The sequence below is a fragment of the Bacillus sp. MUM 116 genome, assembly GCF_001866655.1.
In the GTDB taxonomy this organism is placed as follows: domain Bacteria; phylum Bacillota; class Bacilli; order Bacillales; family Cytobacillaceae; genus Neobacillus.
Window position 1 is genome coordinate 17,433 of record NZ_MLYR01000014.1, and the last position, 21,091, is coordinate 38,523.

The following is a 21,091-nucleotide window of genomic DNA, read 5'->3' on the forward strand; positions in this document are numbered from 1 at the left end:
TTAAGCTTGCTCTATGACTGAAGCCACTTCTAACCACAACTGGATGGAAAAAGGTCATCCGCGGTTCATGGCCATTATTTGCAGCGGCCATTCTATTAGCCGTGCTAAACGCTTTGACGTTAACGGTTAGGGGAAATCCATGGGGAATCACCTCTGCCTTCGCTCTTTGGGGAGGAAAAGCCCTAATAGCTGCAGGTGTTGATGTTACTCATTGGGGGTACTTTGCTGGGCCAAATGGTGCAGTCCTTAAAAATACAGTGTTAGCTGACTCTACTAGTGTTTTAAATTTTGGAACTATTTAGGTGCGTTTATTTCCGCAGCTTTCCAAGGCACATTTAAACCTAAAAAGATCAAGCCTGGTGTTGCTGGAATAGAAGGTACTGTAAGGATGGCTGTAGCAAGGATGGTCGGATACATCATTACGTACATTTGAAAAGCGGAAATTTTCCCTTTTTCGATCATTATCTTTTCTCCTTCATTATGATCTCATGTTTATTTTTCCACTACTTCCTTATAAACGTAATGAGTAGAAGCAACATTGGAATGAATGTCATAAGAGATGGTATATAAAAAGGACTTATGGTTCCTAAAAATTTGACCATTTCTTGTCCATTTGAAGATGCCCATATACTGAATAGGGTTACAAGAAACCCAAGTGGAAAAATAAGTGGCCGATAGTCCGAAAGACGAAGCCATTGGGCAGTTCCTAGAACAAAGGCATAATAAAATACTGTTACTTTAATGAATGCTCCTAACACCCAAAAAGCAATAACAACTGACTCAAGATGTTCAAAAAAACTGGCCAAGCTAATGTATCGGAAAGCTCTAAACCCTGGATAGGTAAAAGTACTTACAGTTCCTCCAAACAAAAAAATGTTAACAATATTGACAACAACCAGGATAAACATGGAAAAAAATATGGTGATTATTCCCCATTTCCTTCCTTTTTCACAATCTGTTAAAAAAGGAAGAAGCATAGAGATGAGGAATATTTCGCTAAACCAAGCCTGCGGTACAACTGCGCCAAGGACCGAGGGCATCATACCATGCTCCATGATTGGAAACATACTCTCTATTTTTAAGTCCGGTATGAGTAGAAAAAACAGTAAAGGTGGAAGCAAAAATAGCGGAACTAACAATTGAGCTGCTCTTCCCATTACTTCCACACCGCCTCGTACGGTAAAGGCACAAACAAGAACCAATCCTCCAACCACTACGATCATCGGAGTTTTAGGAAGAAAGGAACCAATAACGAAATCTGCATACTCCCTACATATAATGCCACTTCCATGTAAAAAAAAGAACAGATAGACAAGTCCAAGCACTTTTCCTGGAAGACGGCCGATAATATGTCCACTGTATTGGATGATGGATTCCTTCGGAAAGCGCTTATTTAGCCGATATGCAATAAACATCGTAAAAAATCCATTAAGGGATGCCAAAATGGGTGATATCCACATATCACGTCCTGCGTATTTGCCTGTAATGGCAGGAACTATGAGAACAGCAGTTGCGATGATCGTTGGTACAATTAAAAGTGCCATCTGAAAGGATGAAATTTTTCCTTTTTCAATCATTCTCTTGTATCCTCCCTTTCCCCACAGGTTATTTATCAACATCTTACCGCAAAAACAGATATGGTAATACACATACAACAATTATGGATTTTATCGGACGTTTGAAGACTTAGAGCTTTTTTCTTTGTATTTTTTTTGTATAAGAGCAGCAAACAACAGAAAAAGCGGAATCATGATTTCTACCAAGGGAAAATAAAAAGCGCCAGTCGTAGAAAAAAAGTGACCCATATATTGAAGATTGGGAGTTACCCATATACTGCATATAACTTGGAGGAATCCAAATGGAAGAACAATCGATTTGTAATCAGACAAATCCAGCCACTGAGCTGTCCCAAGTACAAGTGCATAATAAAAAAACGAAAACTTAACAAACACACCAGTAATCCAAATTCCCATGACAATCGCTTCCACATGCTCAAAAAATTGAGCAAGGCTGATATACCTAACAATACTCATCACTGGGTATACCTCTTGCTGAGTCATCCCGCCAAGTACAAATACTGTACCCAAATTTGTAACCACCATGGTCAGGATGATAGCCATAATAGAAATCGTCCCCCACTTCCCCACTTTTTCTCGATCTGTCAAAAACGGTAGCAAAAAAGATAGGTAAAGTAGATCACCAAACCACGTAATAACAAAAAAAGCTCCTTTTAAAGAAGGTAGAAACCCCTTTCCCATGATCGGAAGTATGTTTCGTGGTTCCATATCAGGCAAAAGCATCAACCCCACCAGCAGAAGAGGAAGAGTAAACAGTGGAAGAAAAACCAATGCTGAGCGCGCCAGCACTTCCACTCCACCATATACAGCAAACGCACAGACTAGCACCATACCGGTCATCACCACTATAATCGGAGTTTTAGGAAGTGCGGTCGTGATGATGAACTCGGCATACTCACGTAGAATGAGACTGCTATTGTGAAGAAAAAAAAACAAATAAAAAATCCCGAGTGTTTTCCCGACAAAACGCCCCATAATACGCTCGCTATATTGAATGATATTTTCTCCTGGATAAAGCTTGTGCAATTGGAGGACAACAAACACCATCAACAAACCTATGGGACAGTTCCATATCGGAGATATCCAGAGATCTTGCTTGGCATATGTTGCTGTAATGGATGGAACAGTAACAATGCCTGTAGCCAGGATGGAGGGATACATCATCACACCCATCTGAAAAGCGGAAATTTTCCCTTTTTCGATCATTTTCTATTCCCCTTTTTCAAATGCTTTTACCTTTTCTTAAGAATCACAAATAGAACCTTAGTTAGTAAAAAACAGTTTAAGTAGAAGGAAGTTTCTTTCATTATTACTAAAAATCCTATGCACTTGTTATTTCTCGAGCATTTTACCTAGCGGTTTGAAAATCTTGTCAATCATCTGCGTGGGACCCGGCATATCTGGAAAGAAAAGAAGGAGGATGGCAAGCAGCCATCCCATTGCTGTTATAGTTACAAAGGCGGCTTTCTCCTTTTTCTGATGCCGATTCATTTTTGGCCATTCGAATAAGGCCATAAGAATCAAGCATAAGGTGATTCCTGCTATCATTAACCATTTCATTTCTCTTTTACCTCTTCTTCCTTTAAGCCTGCCGGTGTAGTTGATAAACCTGGTCGACGAACACGTGTTTTTATATTGATCTTTACGTCTACCTCTGGAAGAACCTCATCCCAATGATTTTTCACTTTTTCCCATTCTTTAGGATATTTACGATGAAACGCATCCGCAAAACCGAACGCGTCTACATTCATTCTTTGCTTCACTTGTATTAAGGACAAGTTAAGGCGTTGTTTTATGTCTTTTTCTAAGCCTTTTTCTACTCTCTTCGTAATAATTGGACTCATAACATCGAGATTGCTTGCATTTTGTACAATCGTACCTTCCGAAGTAACTTTAGCTAGAATCTTCCAATTTCCATTTTTGATAGTAGGGATAAGTTTTGTTGTAGCTCGAATGGGATCCAAGGTAATCGTTTCGCCCTTTTTGGGATCTATTGTAACTGCAGTCACCTCTATTTCATTTCGTAACCACAATATTCCTCTTGTTACTTTAGTATCAATTTGACCAATCATTTTATCTCTTTTAAAAATGGCTGTTCCGATTATATCTGCAATCGTTTCTTCTTGTTTTTGTCCATGGGTGGGCGGCAGTTTCTGAATCAAAGGAAGAAGAGCAGTTCCGGCATCACCTATTACCATTTGTTCAAAATCTTTTACGGTAGTTTTTACCCCAATATGCAACTCGGTTAGCTTCCGTAAAGCTTCTCCCTCATATCGTTCTAAAGGGGGCTGTAGTTCGAGAATTTTTTCTGCATCTCCATCACTGACAAATAAAAAAGCACGCTCTCGAGGTTCAGGATGGCGAAGTAAAAAGTCTATTTGCTTACGAACACCTCCCGATTTAGCAAGCTTCTTTCCAATAATGTATATTTTACAGTGTCCCCAGAAGATTTTACGGGGGAATTTTGTCTGAAGCTTTGAGGCAGCATCTGCCATATTTTCTCCTACAGCGGTTCTTAGCAAAACCTGGGGCTCCCCTCCGCCTCCACCTGATCCTTGTTGTCCAGAGCTTACAGCCCGTGGAATTAAAATTTGCAAGGAGAGTTTGATGTTTTCACCTTTTGCTTTGTCAATGGCGGCGCCTAACACCAGGGCCATATCATTTACTTCCTTTCTGTCCCAACAGCCGGTGAGCAGGAAGTTAGCAGAGAGAAAGAGAAGAATAGAAAATATTTTTATGATGTTTCGAACTAAAAAGGGATTCATTTTCAATCACATCTTTCTCTTTCTATTCCTTTCCTTTGCTTGGTCCCGGTTTTTGTCCAGATGACTGTCGGGTTGGGTTGAATTCGCCAGTTAAATGAGGACGGGTATTCATTTTCCACCATGGAGCCCGAATCAAGGCATCTTTTAATTCACGACCTTTCAGCGGGGCGATAGGTGAAAGATATGGCACCCCGAAAGAACGTAGTGTACATAAGTGGACGACGATTGTAATCACACCAAGCATAATCCCAAGCAACCCTAGCGAGCCAGCAAGCAACATAATAGGAAAGCGAAGCATTCTTAGCGAGATTCCTTGCGAATAATGCGGCACCATAAAAGATGCAATACCGGTAATGGCAACAACAATGATCATCGGAGCAGAAATCAGACCTGCCTGAACGGCAGCTTGACCGATAACCAAAGCACCGACGATGCTAACTGCAGCTCCGACCTGCTTTGGAAGGCGAACACCTGCTTCACGTAATGCTTCAAATGTTATCTCCATCATCAATGCTTCCACTAGCGCTGGAAAAGGAACCGTTTCTCGGGAAGATGCCGCACTAATAAGCAAGTTCGTTGGCACCATCTCTTGATGGTAGGTTAGTAGCGCAACATAGATAGAAGGCAAAACAAGAGAAAACACCATAAACACAAAACGTAGTATTCGGACCACAGAACTAATCAGGAAGCGCTGATAATAATCTTCGGGTGACTGAAGTAAGGAAAAAAAGGTAATAGGAGCAATTAAGACAAAAGGTGTACCATCTACAAGAATCAACACACGTCCCTCCAGGAGATTAGCGGCGGCTACATCAGGACGCTCCGTATTAATAAGTTGAGGAAAAGGCGAATAGGAATTGTCTTCTATTAGTTCCTCGATATACCCGCTTTCTAATACACTATCTATTTCGATCCGCTGTAAACGATTTTTAACCTCTTCAATGAGGGTTTGATCTGCAAGTCCTTCTACGTAAGCAATTACAACATAAGTATTAGTATAGCGACCGATTTTCATCGGTTGCATCTTGAGAGCAGGACTTTTGATCTTTCGACGAACAAGGGAGGTATTGACTGCTAATGTTTCCACAAACCCTTCCCGTGGTCCCCGTACAACACTCTCTGCCTGTGGTTCTTCAATCGAACGTTTTTCCCACTTACATAACCCCATGGCGATTCCCCAATCATTTTTCTGAACTAAAAGTATTGGGTCGCCAATAGAAATATGTTCTATACACTCTTTAAATGTCTTAATTTCTTTCGTCTTTGATATATGTAATTTTTTCTCTAACATATCAAGTGAACTATAAACTCTTCCATCTGTTTCTTCCATTAAAGGGGTGAGCACATGATCATCGATTTCTTCAATATTGGATAAACCATCGATATAAATAAGGACGGCTTTTGTCTGCCCGCCAATCAAAAACGTTTTGAAAATCACATCATAACAATCCTGATACATAGAGCTAAGAACCTGTAAGTTTTCATCCAGATCAGAAGAAAGCGAATCTTCTTGCCCAGCAACTTGCGGATGTTGAGTATATAGAAATTTTTCCTTAAGGAACTTTTTTCGTCTGTTTCGAGTAAACATTGAGAGCCTCTTCCTATTATTCAAGATAGTTTGGAAAATCATGTTAAAATCTATCTTTAGTTTGTGATGTATCCATCAAAAATATTCTATTTACTGGAAACTTATTTAACCTTCTAAATAATACATTGATTGTATGTTTTCTTGTGTACAAGAGGAGCTCTGCTCGATCCGTTTTTCCATCCATTGTTTTACCTTGTATAATCGTTGATCAAAGGCCATTTGAAATAACCCTGTCATTCGATAGATGGTAAAATGCTTACGAGATAATCTTTGAATGGCTTCCTGATAAGAAGAAAACTCCATTTTTTGAAAAAGGAGCCACTCCATCGCCCCTCTCACATTTTCTTTACTCTTCCAAAAATTCATTGGAACAGATGCAAATTCCCACGGTTTAAATTGGTTAGGATAGATAGTCTGAATGACTAGATAAGGAGAATCCCCGAATATATCAAGAATCCCCAAGAGCCCATTTTGTTTAAAAAAATGATGGTTGACCTTCTGCGGAATTTCATGAAGGGCGATAGAAGATTTTTCTTCAATGACATAAAGAACCTCTTCAATGACTCGTTTTTGTCCCGTATCTCCCTGCCAGTAACCATTTGAAACCTGTTTAAACTCTAAAGGAGAAAATGTTCCAGGATAGGCGTTTTGTATCATATCGATAAAGTTCCACCCATGTACCTGAGCCGGAGGGCGCAAACGATAGTCCCATAATGTTTTTGCACTAACGAAACGAGGAATTTGTTTGGTAGAGATACCTAAGTACTCCTCAATCAAAAAACGTGTAATATAAGCCAAGTATTTTTTTCCCTGGTCCCCAACAAAAAAATTTTTAGGAAATCGAGCCCTTCTCCCCCCTAATATGTCCCGATACATTTGAATCACCATTTCTTTTTCCGTCAAACACGATACCTCCTTACTAGTAAACCTGTTTTTGACTATTTGTTATTTAAAATTATTTACATTTTTAAAATTAATGAATATGTCTACCTAAAACTTGTATTTTTCGATTTACTCGAGTTCAATATGACCAAATAAAAAGCAATCTAACTTAATTCATTATTTTACAGGGAGTGATACCAGTGTCCAAAAATACCCATAACACTCTGCCTACAGCATTTGTAGGACCAAACGAATCCGCTCGGAACGAATAAGGAAGCTTTCCAAGGAGGTAAAAAAGCTTGCCATATAACTTTTGAACTTAATTCATTAATTGTTTGCTCTCTTCTTCCAATGCCCTATACGTGCTTTTAAAATCTTAACTTATACATCCTATGAACGTGTGCTTTTAATGTTTATTAGGAACTAATTCACTTATTTGCTGCTCTCTTTCAGCTCCCCTTTTACAAATGGAAAGGAGATTTACCTCATAGAGATTAAGGAGTTATATCCATACTTTTATAACATTGGAAATTCGATTACCTATTATTCATATAATTAGTGTATTTGCTCATTAAAATAGAGCCACTTCGATTACGAAATCGTGAGCCACTCAATTTCCAGTTTGAGCACGTCTTGATTTGGAGTGAGAGGTATGATAGGCTCGTTTCCTTCTCGAAACACCTTGGTGTTGCCTTTCGAGCAAAATTATACCTCTGGAGGATCCATGTCAAGACATTCCAGATTTTCAAGTTTCAAAATGACAAGTGGCTTACTTTTTATGGTAAGTAAGTTTTCTATTTTGTGATGTGCAAACAAAAATCCCTACCTTTAATGGTGGGATTTTTGTATTCAGATCATCAAGGGATAGGTTTTTCTACTAAATAAATGTTGCCCAAAGCAGTTCTAAAATCTCTTCAGGTGAATATCCCCTCACTTCCCTTTGAAATAAATAGGAATCACTTTTTATAGCAGCCAGTAACATGTCTGCTCTAAAAACATTTTTAGGTTTTCCTTCCTTTGTTGGAGTAGCCATCTCATCAAATAGATCAACAAAGTATTGATGCAATTCATGATATAACGGACCTGGTGTTCCAGATTTTGATTGTTTGGCAGACTCGAATACTTCGACACCTTTAAGCAATTGTGCTTTACTTTCCCTAAAACGAATAAATATGCTAAGAATTCCTCTTAACCGCTTACTTGGTGCCTCCTTCCGGTTCTCCTCCAAATAAGTTTCCATATCCTCAAAGCATAGAACAACATTATCCTTAATTAAATCTAAACATACTTCCCCTTTGTTTCTGTAACGGCGATAGAGCGTCCCCGGACCAATCCGGGCTTCGGCAGCAATTTGATTCATACTCACTTGTTCGACACCAAATTGTTCAAATAGCCTAGAAGCCGTATCTAATATTTGTTGGCGGTTCTCTGCAGCATCTCGACGTTCAGTACGTTTGTAGATGATGGGCCCATCCTTCATTAATTTCACTCCCTACATTCTATGATAAACAAATTGACAAACGGAGACATCTCCGTTTATTATAAGTGATAGAATTCTCCGCTTAATAGTAACTTAATGAAAAGAGGTTTTCAACATATGCAAAATCATACTGAAAAAGCTGCATTATTAGTCATGGATATGCAAAACGGCATTGTATCACGTTTTGCGGAAAACAAGGAGGTACTGCTTCCCATTCAGAAGGCTTTGGCAACGGCACGCAAACACAATATTCCGGTTATTTTTATACGAGTTGGATTTAGCGAAGGATATCCTGAGGTTAGTCCACGAAATAAGGCGTTTACTAGCATCGCTAAACAGGGAGGCATGACCACTTCGGAAGAAGCGACACAAATCCATGAATTGTTTAAGCCCGAGGAAAATGAACCAATTATAACCAAGTATCGCTTTAGTGCTTTCGCCGGCAGCACACTCGAATTGATCCTCCGCTCCCGCCAAATCGATACTCTCATTCTCAGTGGAATTTCAACAAGCGGTGTCGTTCTATCAACATTACGGGAAGCCGCGGATAAAGACTTTTCATTGACAGTTTTGAGTGATGCCTGTATTGATGGCGATCCTGAAGTTCATCGCGTTCTTACTGAGAAGGTATTCCCTCGTCAAGCTGATGTTCTAACTGTCGATTCCTGGATTGATACATTGGATTAATGCTAAGAGGGTCTATTCCGTTCAAGCGGAATAGACCCTATCTGTTGTTGTTTTAAAACGCTCTGCAAATCTTTAAACCTTATTGGATTACAGAAGGAAGGAATAGATTTGTCAAAATCTAAAAGCCAATATTATTTTAATCAAAAACTGATTGCACCGATGATTTTAGGATCGATTCTAAATCCGATCAACTCTTCTATTATTGCCGTTGCCTTAATTCCAATTGGTCATGCATTTGGTGCACCCCCTTCTCAAACAGCATGGCTTATTTCCGCGTTATATCTAGCTACAGCAATTGGGCAGCCAGTTGTCGGAAAGCTGATTGATCTTTACGGTCCGAGACTTCTTTTTTTAATCGCAACCTCTTTAGTAGGCTTCTCTAGCATAATCGCGACCTTTGCGCCTAATTTTTGGTGGTTAGTCGCAGCAAGAGTCATTCTTGGTTTTGGGACCTGTGCAGGATATCCCGCTTCCATGTATCTGATCCGCAGTGAAGCAGAACGGACAGGTGTCGAAAGTCCAACAAGTATCCTTACGCTACTAGCGATTGCAAACCAGACAATTGCCGTTATAGGACCTACTTTAGGTGGTTTACTGATTGAAGTTGGAGGCTGGCAAAGCACCTTCGCCGTTAATATTCCTTTGTCACTTGCCTGTATTATTTTAGGCCACCTCCGTTTCCCAAGGCTTTCAGGCGATTTTGTTGAAGAGAAGAGGAATATAACCTCCATTGATTTTGCCGGAATTGTTTTCTTCGGAATTACTTTAATATCTGCTCTGCTTTTCTTGATGGGCCCTAGTTTTCATAAGATTTATTTGTTAATAATTGCGATCATCGCGACCATTATTTTTGCAATCGTTGAATTAAAAATTAAAAATCCTTTTATCGATGTTCGGCTATTGAGCGGAAATACACCGTTATTATTGACCTATACTCGTAATTTGCTTTCAGCGATTGTGTCCTACAGCATCCTTTATGGATACACGCAATGGTTAGAAAAAGGCAGAGGTTTATCTCCTTCTCATGCCGGCTTGCTGCTTTTGCCGATGTTTGTAACGGCGATAATTGTTTCAAGATTGACAGGAAAAAGTCCTGCCATCCGTTTAAAATTGATTGTCGGCAGTATTGTTCAATTTATCGCTATGACACTGCTTCTTTTTACAAATCATACAAGTCATCTTATTTTTCTTATGGCCATTGTTCTGCTACTAGGAATCCCCCAAGGATTACTGAATTTAGCCAACCAAAATGCAGTCTACTTTCAAGCTTCTTCTGAACAAATCGGCGCTTCAGCTGGCTTGTTGAGAACCTTTATGTACCTAGGCGCGATGATTGCTTCTGCTTCAAATGGACTGCTCTTAAAATCCAATGGAATGACGATGGGGATTCACCAAATCGCACTATTTACAGGTGGTATCAGCTTTATTCTTATCGTGATCACCATATTAGACCGTTCCTTAAACAGAGTTGGGTATAAAAATCAATTAAAAAAAGTATAAGAAGTTTAGAGTTTAAAGAAAAAGCAGAGGGGGCCGAGAATTTTTATAGCTTCTCGAGCCCCTCTGCCTAATCTTTCATCCTATCCAACGACGCTACAAGTGCAATTCATTCCATTTCTTAACCAAGCGTTTTGGCGCCGCACGCAAATAGGCTTCTTGCATCAAATCGGTTAATTCGTCCCAGTCTTCCCCATTTGGATTTTTAATTGACACCCATCCGTGACGACCGATATAGGGAGTTTTGAAAAATTGCTCCTTCTGCAGTAATAATGCTTGTGTTTCCCGATCTGACTTGAAAGACAAGCTGAATCCATTTTCGCTTTCCCCTGTTATCACAAAGGATTTCCCATTGATTTTAAACGTAATATGGCCAAAGCCATCGATATGTTCTACCGCTTCAGGGAGTGCAAGACAGATATTCCGGACACACTCAAGCATACCTGCCGTCACATGTGTTTTCATGCAGTCATTCACCTATCTTCAAATCTATTTTGCATTCGCATCTGGCTGATGAATTCCAATGATATTCCCTTCGGTATCGATAAAGTATCCTTGCCAAGCCATTCCTGGCAGAGCATATTTGGGCAATGCAACTTTACCGCCATTTTCAAGAATTTTCGATTCTGTTAAATCATAGTTTTCCACTCCCATTGTACAAACAAAGCCATTCACCGCTTGATTTGCTTCCGGCGGAGTACTTTGGCGCTGCATCAAAGCACCATTGATTCCCAGTTCATTCTCATCGCCAGTCACTGCTCCAAAGTAAGGCATGCCCGCATACTCGCTCCAATCTTGAAAGGTCCATCCGAATACCTCTCCATAAAATTTCTTTGCCCGTTCCATATCATCCACATGAATTTCGAAATGAACTAATCTTCCCATAATTTCCTCCTAGTTTATATAAAAATTTTTCCTTAAATCATCTTCGTTGTCTCGCTTTCTTTTTCCTCCCCATTATCGCGAAATACTTGGTAAAATATTCAATCATCATAAAAAAGGCTCTTTTCTCAAGGATTGTTGTTTTTGAAGTAGGTTTTGAAAGGGCAAACTGTTACTAAAGAAGTTGATTGGAACGGAAGGTGCGAGACTCCTGCGGGAGCAGCGGGACAGGTGAGACCCCACAGGAGCAAAGCGACGAGGAGGCTCACCGCCCGCCCCGCGGAAAGCGAGCATCCTGGAGTGGAAATCAACACTTAGTTCATTAACAACAAACTTTACGAAAACAGCCTAAAAAAAACAGCTCCCAAAGTAAAGGGCAGCTGACTTTCTTCTAATGTCTTAACATGTAAAATACTTTAATGCATTATCCCCTGTATTTGATTGCCAATCCTTTTAAGAAATTCCTTGCGAATTTATCTCCGCATTCTTTATAATTTTTATGTCCTTCCTTTCTTAACAAAGCACCGAGTTCTCCTTTTGAAACCGTAATTCCTGCTTCGTCAAAAATATCCAGCATCTCCTCAGTCGTTAAAGCTAATGCGATTTTTACCTTCTTTAACAGGAGATTATTCATGTTTGCATTTTTCTTAACTGACGGTTCTGGCGTGCTCGGCTGCCCCGGTTTAGGTTCTTGTTTTCCTCTTTTAGAAATAATGAACCCATTTAAAAATGAATCCAACATACTATTATTGCATTTAATTTGATTGTCACTGTCGGCATCATACTCGTCTGATTTTGTGAGAATCTTTATGACTTCAGGTACGGTTACATCCACACCTCCAAGTTTAAAAATCTCTGCCATTTCTTTATTTTTTATTTCCAATGCATATCTTAGTCGAATTAAAATATCGTTATTATCCACAATAGACCTCCTAAATAAAAAATGGTGCCAGTGCTTTCCGTCAAAAAAGCACCCACCATTTCATTAATCTATATTACTTTATTGTTAATCAAATATCAAAAAGTAAAAAGGCAACTTCCAAGGGGGAGCTGCCATCAATAAATATATTTTTCAAAATCCCCCTGCAATTTTGGTTAAATTATTAGTTTATAGTGAATCATCAAAAACGTCATGATGTCCGTACCAGAATAAAAAAAAAATGAACAAACCACCTTTTATGTCTGTTCATTAATTTCCATGAGCCGTGAGTTTTGTTGATTTCGTGACATTTTCATTACAAACGAATACATATCTGAACGGAAGAAACCTTTATAATATTCCACCATATTTCCTTCTGGATCCCAGATCATTCTCTCGTTAACTAATAAGCACGTAGATTCAGAAACTCCTAAAAGATTGGCGTCTTTCTCAGTAGGCAGTCCGCACGTAATGATTTGTTCTGCCTCCCAAAAAACAATGGAAAGGTCATTCTCAAGCGCATCATATAAGACAGTTTTATGCAAATCATATTCAGCTAATTTTTTACCTAGTTCTAGTGGGTAATATTGTTTTTCAATAGCAATCGGAACACCATCTTTTAATCGCAATCTTTTGATGTAGTAACATTCTTCCGCAAAGCCATCTACGTTATTAATGTTCTCGGGAGTTACAACCACACCTTGGTCAAGCAGTTTGATCCCCATATTTTTAATGGTTTCTGTAAATCCCGCCATTTTTAACCATTCTTGTACAGGCTTAATCGAAACAAAGGTCCCCTTTCCATGCCTCTTTTCCAGGATTCCTCCTCTAACAAGAGCGGAAACGGCTTCCCTTATGGTACTCCGACTTACGGAATACATGTCCATTAGTTCTCTCTCACTGGGAATTTTCTCTTTGTAATATCCCTCCAATATTTGACTTTCTAAAATATTTTTTAATTGTACATGTAACGGAATCGGGTTATTGATATCTAACTCCATTTCTATCCCTCCGCGAAAGTAAAATTGATCATGACATACGTACCAAACCATACATTCATTATATTATTGCTAATTATTAGAATCAACTTTGTATTGTAAAGTGACAAATTTCTTATTTTCTTTTCATGTATGTATGACCTCCCTAAAGTATTTTTACCATGTATTTATGATAGAACAGAATGTTATGCCAAGGTTAATTCGTATTTTCGGTATTGTCAATAAATTCTTATTATTCAACGATGATTAAATATACAATCCCAATGATTGAATAATAGGGGGATTTTTATCCATATCAGAATTATCGAAAAATTTTTTATTTTTTTATTGACAATTTTTCTGAGCAATAATATGATTGAGCCATGGAACTGGTACGAACGTTACGATGTGCGGATTGATAAGTAAGTTTTATTTTACTACTTCCCCTAAACCGAGGAAGTACAAATTACTAGATTTCCAAAGTGGTCCGTACGTCATGATGTCATGTTCTTAAAAAATATACACCTACCAAGGAGGATTCAATTATGGCAGAAACAACAAAAATCGAACAAGTAACTCAGAAAGCAACCAAACTAAAAATGACCCCGAGTGAAGCAATCGTAGAGACTTTAGTTAAAGAAGGGGTAACCCATATTAACGGGATTTTAGGATCCGCTTTCATGGACCTGCTAGACCTTCTACCTTCTGCAGGAATCCGCTTTATTCCTGTTCGTCACGAACAATCCGCTGCCCATATGGCAGATGCGTATACACGTGTTTCCGGTGTAGCCGGCGTAGTGATCGGTCAAAATGGACCTGGGATCACCAACATGGTTACTTCAGTAGCTGCAGCATACCAAGCACATACTCCTATGGTGGTTATCTCTCCTTCAGCAGGAACACCTACAGTCGGTTGGGATGGTTTTCAGGAGTGTGATCAAGTCTCTGTTTTTAAAGCGATTACAAAAGCAACCGTTCAAGTACCTCATGTCAGCCGGGTTGCTGATTGCTTAAGAACTGCCTTCCGTATTGCCTATGCCGAACGGGGTCCTGTACTTTTCGACATTCCACGGGACTACTTCTATGGTGAATTAGAAGACTACATTTTGGAACCACATCAATATCGTGTAGATGCAAGAGGTTGCGGTTCATTAGAATCATTAGAAAAAGCAGCTGAGCTCCTAGCTTCGGCTAAGTATCCAGTCATCATCTCCGGACGTGGTACAGTCGATGCAGATGGCTGGGAATCTGTTATCGGAATCGCAGAACATTTAACAGCACCAGCAGCTACTTCCTATATGCATAATGATGCTTTTCCTGCAGATCATCCGCTAGCAGTCGGACCGATTGGTTATATGGGTTCCAAAGCGGCAATGAGAACTCTTGCAAAGGCAGATGTCATTTTAGCGATTGGAACACGACTTTCCGTATTCGGCACCCTTCCTTCTTATGAAATTGACTACTGGCCAAAGCAAGCGAAGATCATCCAGATTGATATTAATCCTCGAAATATCGCTCGTACTCATCCAGTTGAAGTAGGGATAATCGGAGATGCACGGGAAGCAAGTCAGGAAATTCTAAAACGGATAAAAGCCCTAGATCCAAACCGTAAGCCAGATCAAAACCGACTAGCTGAAGTTGCAAATGAAAACAAAGTGTGGGAAAAAGAATTGGTTGATTTGGCGATGGTAGATGGCAGTCCGATGAATCCAAGAAGAGCATTGCTAGAAATGTCCAAACTTCTTCCGGAAAATGCGATTGTATCCACTGACATTGGAAACGTATCTTCGACAGCAAATGCATATCTACACTTTACTCAACCGCGAAAGCATATTGCGGCCTTAACTTTCGGTAATACCGGTTTCGCATATCCTTCCGCCCTTGGAGCGAAACTTGCAAATCCTGATTGTCCTGTCTTTGCCATTGTCGGAGATGGAGCATGGGGAATGAGCTTGCATGAAGTAAGCACAGCCGTTGACCAAGATATCCCAGTGATTGCCTGTGTATTCAATAACGGCGCATGGTGTGCGGAAAAGAAAAACCAGGTGGACTATTACAACAACCGTTTTGTAGGTGCTGATATCGATAACCCTGACTTTGCCGAGCTAGCTCGCGTCATGGGTGCCAATGGTGTACGTGTAGATAATCCCGAAGCTTTAAAGGAAGCAGTATTGGAAGCGTTACAATCCACTAAGCCAACGGTCATCGATATTCAAGTAGATGGTACACAACTAGCTCCTCCATTCAGAAAAGATGCATTAAAAATGCCGATTCGCCTGCTGTCAAAATATTCTCACCTAGATCACCGCAACTGGTAAACCTATACTCATATCTATCAAAAATTAATAGCTTGAAAGAAATAATGTTAAATAAAGGCCGTTTTCGTAAACTTTGTTGCTATTGAATAAGGAGTGGTTGATTGGAACGTAGGGATGCTCGCTTTCCGCGGGGCGGGCGGTGAGCATCCTCGGAGCACAGCTCCTCCGGGGTCTCACCTGCCCCGCTTCTCCCGATGGAGTCTCGCACCTTCCGTTCCAATCAACCGTTTAAAAAAAAAACAACAATCTTTTAGAAAAGAGCCTAAATAAAAGAATTAGATGGGGGCAACACTCTCATCTAATTCTCCTTTATTTCCTAATTAGTGGGAGGAAAAAACTACATGTGGAGAGAGGTCATATGTGAACATTGCGGCGATAAATGGTTCTATCATACAAAATATAGACGGAAGACCGTTAAGGGTACTTTAAAGAAGAAATTCACAAAAACCCTATGTGAAGATTGTGAAGATTTGTTAAAAATTACAAGTATCCAAAAAATCCATTCCTAAAAATTTCAATTCATTCGTTCATTAGTAAATATAGAAAAGGAGTGAGTAACATGATTATTGGTGTTCCTAAAGAAATTAAAAATAATGAAAATCGGGTTGGCATAACTCCAGCCGGTGTTACGGCATTTAAAACGAATGGGCATGAAGTTTGGGTTGAAAAAGAAGCTGGGCTTGGAAGTGGCTTCATAGATGAAGATTATAAGCAAGCTGGAGCTAAAATTGTTCAAACTGCTAAAGATGCTTGGTCTGCTGATATGGTGATCAAAGTGAAAGAACCACTACCTGAAGAGTATCGTTTTTTCCGTGAAGGACTCATTCTATATACGTATCTTCATTTAGCACCGGAACCTGAATTAACTCAAGCTCTTGTTAACTCCAAAGTGACCGCCATTGCTTATGAAACCATTCAATTAGAAAACAGATCACTACCTTTGTTAACTCCTATGAGTGAGGTAGCTGGACGGATGTCTATTCAAATTGGGGCACAATTTTTAGAAAAATCTAAAGGAGGAAAAGGTGTTCTGCTCGGCGGAGTTCCTGGAGTTGCGCCTGCCGAAGTGGTCATTGTAGGCGGTGGAATCGTTGGGACAAATGCCGCGAAAATGGCGCTTGGCCTAAATGCAAGTGTGACACTGCTCGATATCAATCCTGATCGTCTCCGCCAATTAGATGATCAATTCCAAGGCCGTCTAAAAACACTCATATCTAACAGCTATAATATAGCTGAAACCGTCAAGAAAGCAGACTTACTTATTGGTGCTGTTCTAATTCCAGGCGCGCGTGCTCCACGCTTAGTTACGAAAGAAATGGTGAAAACGATGCAGCCAGGTTCTGTTATTGTGGACGTAGCAATTGACCAAGGCGGGTCGATTGAAACCATTGACCGAATCACCACACATAGTGATCCAACGTATGAAAAATTTGGTGTTGTCCATTATGCAGTAGCGAATATGCCTGGCGCAGTTGCCAGAACTTCTACAATGGCTTTAACTAATGTAACCATCCCTTATGGAGTGCAAATTGCTAATAAAGGCTACAAACAAGCAGCCTTAGAAAATATCACATTAGCTAAAGGAATTAATGTAGTTGATGGAAAAGTGACTTTTAAGGCGGTTGCAGAAGCTCACGGCTACAAATATTACTACATTAACAATGTTTTAACTGATATAGCTGTTACCGTTTAAACTTAAATCTTCATTATTATATTTTAGGAGGTAGAAGGATGGTAAATCAAGTAGAAACAAAAACTCTCTCGCAAAAAGATCGTGATCACTTATGGCATGCTATGTATCGTTATAATGAAAACGCTACTCCCACTCTCGCAGTTTCAGGTGAAGGATCATGGTTTACCGACGTAGAGGGTAATAAATTTCTCGATGGTGTTTCAGGTTTATGGTGTTTGAATCTCGGACATGGCCGTAAAGAAATCGCCCAAGCTGGATATGAGCAAATGGTCAATTTATCCTATTTCCCTCTGACTCTTAGCCATATTCCAGCGATCGAATTATCTGCCAAAATCAGTGAGCTTTTAGGTGGAGAATATACAACCTTCTTTTCTAACAGTGGCTCTGAGGCAAATGAAACCGCATTCAAAATTGCCCGTCAGTATCATGCACAAAACGGTAATCCTGGAAAATACAAATTCATTTCTCGATACCGGGCTTACCATGGATCGACAATGGGTGCGATGAGCGCGACCGCTCAGGCCAATCGCAGAGTAAAATATGATCCTGCTGCGCCTGGTTTCCTTCATGTTCCACCACCATATAGTTACCGAAATCCTTTTGGGGAAAATGTTCCAGAATGCGATCGCTTAGCTGCTGACTATATTGAAACGGTCATTAATTGGGAAGGACCCGAAACCGTGGCTGCAGTAATCATGGAACCTTTTATCTCCGGCGGTGGTGTCATTATCCCATCCCAAGAATATTTAGCACGTGTGGCTGAAATTTGCCAAAAACACGATGTACTTCTCATTATAGATGAAGTCGTATCCGGATTTGGAAGAACGGGTAAGATGTTTGGCTTCATGCATTCAAATGGCGTTCAACCGGATATCATTACGATGGCAAAAGGCTTGACCAGCGGCTACCTGCCATTGGGAGCAACAGCGGTTAGTTCCAGAATCTACGAAAAATTCAAAGAAAACGGCGCCATGAACCACCTCAGACACATCTCCACTTACGGCGGACATCCAGCTTCCTGTGCAGTTGCATTGAAAAATATCGAAATCATTGAAAATGAGGGGATTGTTGAACGCGTCGAACAATTAAGCCAATCGATTCTTAGCGAACTCTATGAATTAAAATCTTTGCAAAAGGTCGGTGATGTTCGAGGAGTTGGTTTCTTGTTCGGTATTGAATTAGTAGAAGATAAGCAGTCAAAAACTCCTGTATCTGATCAATTAATAGGCAATATTATCAGTGCTTGCAAAGAGAAAGGACTAATTATTGGACGCAACGGTGATACGGTTCCTGGTTATAACAATGTTCTGATCATTGCTCCACCTCTCTCTTCTACTGAATCGGACTTACATTTTGTTGTAGATACTGTAAGTGAGGTATTGCATAAATTCTGTTGATTTTTATAAAAAGGAAAACTCTAATGGGCTGGAGGGCATAATCTTGTCTCCTTCTAATAAAATTCCGCCTGTCCACCCATTGGACATTTTAAAGCCCTTAAATGTAACCCCTGTCTGACCCATAACATCAATAGAATACTAGAATTTTCATCTTAAGGATTAACACTAGATTTCCGCACCTTTTATGACCGAGAAAAAAAGGAGGACACTATCCATTTATGGAAAATGAAAATGTCTCGAATCATCATTCTGATGGGCTGAATCGAAGTTTGTCCAATCGTCAAATTCAAATGTTAGCTATTGGCGGCGTTATAGGGGTTGGTCTTTTCTATGGGGCTGCTACATCGGTAAAATTGGCCGGACCAGGAGTATTATTGGACTTCGTACTTTGTGGCATTCTTGCTGCCATTGTCATGCGCGCTCTTGGAGAAATGACAGTGGAAAATCCGGTTGCAGGTTCCTTCAGCCAATATGCTGGTGAATTTTTAGGACCGCAAATGGGCTTTCTAACATCTGGAATGTGGTGGTTTTATTGGGTTGCTACCGTAATGTCAGAACTAGCTGCGATTGGTATTTTGGTTCAATATTGGTACCCATCCTTTCCTGCATGGCTTCCTGGTCTCATTGCTTTACTCCTATTTACCTTTTCAAATTTGCTTGCCGTTAAAATTTTTGGAGAAATCGAATATTGGTTTGCTGTTTTAAAAATAATCGCTGTCCTAGCCTTTATGATATTTGGCGCCTTAATCATCCTGACCGGGATGTTCAACCATGGTCAAGCCATGGGGTTAACCAATCTTTGGATTAATGGCGGGTTTTTACCGCATGGCTGGTTTGGAGTATTGGCAGCTATTTCCCTCGTTGTACAAGCTTACAGCGGGATTGAAACCTTGGCTGTTGAAGCTGGGGAATCTCATAACCCAGGTACGACCATGCGCAAAGCGTTTAAAACCGTGACTGTTCGGATTTCCATCTTTTACATTGGTTCCATTCTCATCATGCTTTGTGCATTTCCATGGAGCTACTTAATTGCAAAAAATGTAAGCCCCTACGTTCTGCTTTTTGCAAAAATTGGGATTCCAGTAGCTGCCGGGCTAGTAAATCTTATTATCATTTTATCTGGCCTTTCCTCCTGCAACACTGGACTATACGGAGGCAGCCGAATGCTATTCGGGATGGCCAGTAAAGGGTTATATTCTGCAAAATTTACGAAACTGAATAAGAACCACGTGCCCCATGTGGCAGTTTGGGCTACAGCAGCGATGATTTCCTTTGGAATTATCATTACTTATCTGGCTCCGAATAATGTTTATGTCTGGATCACCAGTGCGTCCGCCTTTGCTTCACTTTGGACATGGGGAGTTATATTAATCAGTGAATTAGCTTTCCGGCGGCGTTCTAAAAGGGAAAACAAAACACTAAAATATCCAATGCCATTTTGGCCAACTCTTCCAATCATAGGATTATTTATGCTTGCTGTGGCCTTAATTGCGATTGCCACCTCTCCTTTAACTAAAATTTCGGTCTATGGAGGAATCGCCTGGTTAGTTCTCCTTTGGTTATACTATAAAATCAAAATGAAACAAAATACCAAATTTGTAGAATTGAATCAAATTCAGGTCAATGAAGATAATTAATCTGAATAACATATCTTAAAATTACACAATGAGGAAGTCAATTATGCTTGCTAAAGCGGGATAATGGACTCCTCTTTTCGTTCTATGACTCTGTTTATGTAGGAGACTTCGATTTCAATGAAGGATATAATAAAAATCATATTCGGGAATATCTTCATCACGATTTCATATGCCTATTTGATTGTTCCTTATAAAATCATTAATGGCGGCGTTACAAGTTCAGCATTAATTTTACATGTTGTAACAGGGATGAATATTGCCGTGCTTGCAAATATTGTGACAATCCTATTACTACTATTATGTTTTGTTTTCCTTGGGAAGGAGTATTTATTCAAATCTATTTTAAGCAGCTGTTGTTATATGTTATTTTTTAATTTCTTTTACGCATTCAAAATAAGTGTCCATTTAAATATAATTGCTATCATTATCATCGCATCAGTCCTATTATCAATAGGGTATTATCTATGTATAACAGCTAATGCATCGACAGTCGGATATGATGTCATAGCACTGATTTTACATCACAAAAATAAAAAAATTGAGATAGCTGTTGCCATTCGGTGTATTAATCTGATTATCCTATTCATTGGCTTATCCGTTTACGGGCTCACTTCCATTATCAGCGGAATTGTATTTACTTTTGTCTACTCCTATATATTAGGAAAATTATTGTCTTGGAACCCATGGAATAGGTCCCTATCACATTCCGTGTAACCTTGTTTCGCAATAAAGGATATTAACACAGAAGGGTTCAAGATTCCTTTACAGATTCTCGAACCCTTGCTTATTTTC

The 21,091-nt window shown here is 39.7% G+C and carries 19 protein-coding genes and 1 pseudogene; 8 read left to right on the top strand and 12 right to left on the bottom strand.

The window, feature by feature from the left end; translation table 11 throughout:
* Positions 1–17 precede the first annotated feature (17 nt).
* A pseudogene (locus BIV60_RS28120) lies at positions 18–370 on the top strand (YeeE/YedE thiosulfate transporter family protein); the annotation flags it as partial.
* On the opposite strand, the gene BIV60_RS30170 reads toward BIV60_RS28120, so the two are convergent.
* The 8 genes from BIV60_RS30170 to BIV60_RS03335 form a co-directional block, all read right to left on the bottom strand.
* Positions 295–462, bottom strand: coding sequence for a hypothetical protein (locus BIV60_RS30170; protein WP_256218292.1), 168 nt, complete (start codon positions 460–462; stop codon positions 295–297). The pseudogene BIV60_RS28120 and the gene BIV60_RS30170 sit on opposite strands and share 76 nt — an antisense overlap.
* Positions 463–503: 41 nt before the next feature.
* Positions 504–1,577 carry a GerAB/ArcD/ProY family transporter gene (locus tag BIV60_RS03305; RefSeq protein WP_083402074.1) on the bottom strand — a complete coding sequence of 358 codons (1,074 nt, stop codon included), beginning with the start codon at positions 1,575–1,577 and terminating at the stop codon, positions 504–506.
* 90 nt (positions 1,578–1,667) lie between these two features.
* Positions 1,668–2,783, bottom strand: coding sequence for a GerAB/ArcD/ProY family transporter (locus BIV60_RS03310; RefSeq protein WP_177177208.1), 1,116 nt, complete (start codon positions 2,781–2,783; stop codon positions 1,668–1,670).
* Positions 2,784–2,909: 126 nt separating this feature from the next.
* On the bottom strand, positions 2,910–3,137 hold the full coding sequence (locus BIV60_RS03315) for a hypothetical protein (protein ID WP_071354295.1): 228 nt from the start codon (positions 3,135–3,137) through the stop codon (positions 2,910–2,912).
* Positions 3,134–4,342 (bottom strand): Ger(x)C family spore germination protein, encoded by a 1,209-nt coding sequence (locus BIV60_RS03320; protein ID WP_071354328.1) that lies wholly within the window; start codon positions 4,340–4,342, stop codon positions 3,134–3,136. The genes BIV60_RS03315 and BIV60_RS03320 overlap by 4 nt, the downstream gene beginning before the upstream one ends.
* Before the next feature lie 22 nt (positions 4,343–4,364).
* The gene (locus BIV60_RS03325; protein ID WP_071354296.1) at positions 4,365–5,930 is read right to left on the bottom strand and encodes a spore germination protein; all 1,566 of its coding nucleotides are present in this window, start codon (positions 5,928–5,930) and stop codon (positions 4,365–4,367) included.
* A 105-nt stretch (positions 5,931–6,035) separates the two neighbouring features.
* Positions 6,036–6,833 carry a DUF4046 domain-containing protein gene (locus tag BIV60_RS03330; RefSeq protein ID WP_083402075.1) on the bottom strand — a complete coding sequence of 266 codons (798 nt, stop codon included), beginning with the start codon at positions 6,831–6,833 and terminating at the stop codon, positions 6,036–6,038.
* A gap of 856 nt (positions 6,834–7,689) precedes the next feature.
* A complete protein-coding gene (locus tag BIV60_RS03335) occupies positions 7,690–8,292 on the bottom strand; it encodes a TetR/AcrR family transcriptional regulator (RefSeq protein WP_071354297.1) in 603 nt (200 codons plus the stop codon).
* A gap of 117 nt (positions 8,293–8,409) precedes the next feature.
* Between BIV60_RS03335 and BIV60_RS03340 the strand changes: the two genes are divergently transcribed.
* Together BIV60_RS03340 and BIV60_RS03345 are read left to right on the top strand one after the other, a co-directional pair.
* Positions 8,410–8,979, top strand: a complete 570-nt coding sequence (locus BIV60_RS03340) for a cysteine hydrolase family protein (RefSeq protein WP_071354298.1) — start codon at positions 8,410–8,412, stop codon at positions 8,977–8,979.
* A gap of 108 nt (positions 8,980–9,087) precedes the next feature.
* Positions 9,088–10,479: an MFS transporter gene (locus BIV60_RS03345; protein ID WP_256218291.1), complete on the top strand. Its 1,392-nt coding sequence runs from the start codon at positions 9,088–9,090 to the stop codon at positions 10,477–10,479.
* Between the two features lie 93 nt (positions 10,480–10,572).
* Here the strand turns inward: BIV60_RS03345 and BIV60_RS03350 are convergent, their stop codons facing one another.
* The 4 genes from BIV60_RS03350 to BIV60_RS03365 all read right to left on the bottom strand — a co-directional run bounded on the left by BIV60_RS03350 (position 10,573) and on the right by BIV60_RS03365 (position 13,278).
* Positions 10,573–10,941, bottom strand: coding sequence for an MmcQ/YjbR family DNA-binding protein (locus BIV60_RS03350; RefSeq protein WP_071354300.1), 369 nt, complete (start codon positions 10,939–10,941; stop codon positions 10,573–10,575).
* A 24-nt stretch (positions 10,942–10,965) separates the two neighbouring features.
* Positions 10,966–11,361, bottom strand: coding sequence for a VOC family protein (locus tag BIV60_RS03355; protein WP_071354301.1), 396 nt, complete (start codon positions 11,359–11,361; stop codon positions 10,966–10,968).
* Positions 11,362–11,782: 421 nt separating this feature from the next.
* Positions 11,783–12,280, bottom strand: coding sequence for a YehS family protein (locus BIV60_RS03360; protein WP_071354302.1), 498 nt, complete (start codon positions 12,278–12,280; stop codon positions 11,783–11,785).
* A 254-nt stretch (positions 12,281–12,534) separates the two neighbouring features.
* Positions 12,535–13,278, bottom strand: coding sequence for a GntR family transcriptional regulator (locus tag BIV60_RS03365; protein ID WP_071354303.1), 744 nt, complete (start codon positions 13,276–13,278; stop codon positions 12,535–12,537).
* Between the two features lie 521 nt (positions 13,279–13,799).
* Here BIV60_RS03365 and xsc point away from each other — a divergent pair.
* The 5 genes from xsc (at position 13,800) to BIV60_RS03390 (ending at position 21,013) form a co-directional block, all read left to right on the top strand.
* A complete protein-coding gene (gene xsc, locus BIV60_RS03370) occupies positions 13,800–15,572 on the top strand; it encodes a sulfoacetaldehyde acetyltransferase (RefSeq protein WP_071354304.1) in 1,773 nt (590 codons plus the stop codon).
* A 559-nt stretch (positions 15,573–16,131) separates the two neighbouring features.
* Positions 16,132–17,265, top strand: a complete 1,134-nt coding sequence (gene ald, locus BIV60_RS03375; RefSeq protein WP_071354305.1) for an alanine dehydrogenase — start codon at positions 16,132–16,134, stop codon at positions 17,263–17,265.
* 38 nt (positions 17,266–17,303) lie between these two features.
* Complete coding sequence (locus BIV60_RS03380) at positions 17,304–18,662, top strand: aspartate aminotransferase family protein (RefSeq protein WP_071354306.1); 1,359 nt, start codon at positions 17,304–17,306, stop codon at positions 18,660–18,662.
* A 218-nt stretch (positions 18,663–18,880) separates the two neighbouring features.
* Complete coding sequence (locus BIV60_RS03385; RefSeq protein ID WP_071354307.1) at positions 18,881–20,299, top strand: amino acid permease; 1,419 nt, start codon at positions 18,881–18,883, stop codon at positions 20,297–20,299.
* A gap of 117 nt (positions 20,300–20,416) precedes the next feature.
* Positions 20,417–21,013 carry a YitT family protein gene (locus BIV60_RS03390; protein WP_071354308.1) on the top strand — a complete coding sequence of 199 codons (597 nt, stop codon included), beginning with the start codon at positions 20,417–20,419 and terminating at the stop codon, positions 21,011–21,013.
* Positions 21,014–21,091: the final 78 nt, after the last annotated feature.

Excerpts from the sequence above, each read along its gene's own strand:
- BIV60_RS03315 (WP_071354295.1), bottom strand. The coding sequence starts at position 3,137 with ATGAAATGGTTAATGATAGCAGGAATCACCTTATGCTTGATTCTTATG.
- BIV60_RS30170 (WP_256218292.1), bottom strand. The coding sequence starts at position 462 with ATGATCGAAAAAGGGAAAATTTCCGCTTTTCAAATGTACGTAATGATG.
- BIV60_RS03305 (WP_083402074.1), bottom strand. The coding sequence starts at position 1,577 with ATGATTGAAAAAGGAAAAATTTCATCCTTTCAGATGGCACTTTTAATT.
- BIV60_RS03340 (WP_071354298.1), top strand. The coding sequence starts at position 8,410 with ATGCAAAATCATACTGAAAAAGCTGCATTATTAGTCATGGATATGCAA.
- BIV60_RS03325 (WP_071354296.1), bottom strand. The coding sequence starts at position 5,930 with ATGTTTACTCGAAACAGACGAAAAAAGTTCCTTAAGGAAAAATTTCTA.
- BIV60_RS03320 (WP_071354328.1), bottom strand. The coding sequence starts at position 4,342 with ATGAATCCCTTTTTAGTTCGAAACATCATAAAAATATTTTCTATTCTT.
- BIV60_RS03310 (WP_177177208.1), bottom strand. The coding sequence starts at position 2,783 with ATGATCGAAAAAGGGAAAATTTCCGCTTTTCAGATGGGTGTGATGATG.
- BIV60_RS03380 (WP_071354306.1), top strand. The coding sequence starts at position 17,304 with ATGGTAAATCAAGTAGAAACAAAAACTCTCTCGCAAAAAGATCGTGAT.
- BIV60_RS03350 (WP_071354300.1), bottom strand. The coding sequence starts at position 10,941 with ATGAAAACACATGTGACGGCAGGTATGCTTGAGTGTGTCCGGAATATC.
- BIV60_RS03390 (WP_071354308.1), top strand. The coding sequence starts at position 20,417 with ATGAAGGATATAATAAAAATCATATTCGGGAATATCTTCATCACGATT.
- BIV60_RS03365 (WP_071354303.1), bottom strand. The coding sequence starts at position 13,278 with ATGGAGTTAGATATCAATAACCCGATTCCGTTACATGTACAATTAAAA.
- BIV60_RS03355 (WP_071354301.1), bottom strand. The coding sequence starts at position 11,361 with ATGGGAAGATTAGTTCATTTCGAAATTCATGTGGATGATATGGAACGG.
- BIV60_RS03385 (WP_071354307.1), top strand. The coding sequence starts at position 18,881 with ATGGAAAATGAAAATGTCTCGAATCATCATTCTGATGGGCTGAATCGA.
- ald (WP_071354305.1), top strand. The coding sequence starts at position 16,132 with ATGATTATTGGTGTTCCTAAAGAAATTAAAAATAATGAAAATCGGGTT.
- xsc (WP_071354304.1), top strand. The coding sequence starts at position 13,800 with ATGGCAGAAACAACAAAAATCGAACAAGTAACTCAGAAAGCAACCAAA.
- BIV60_RS03335 (WP_071354297.1), bottom strand. The coding sequence starts at position 8,292 with ATGAAGGATGGGCCCATCATCTACAAACGTACTGAACGTCGAGATGCT.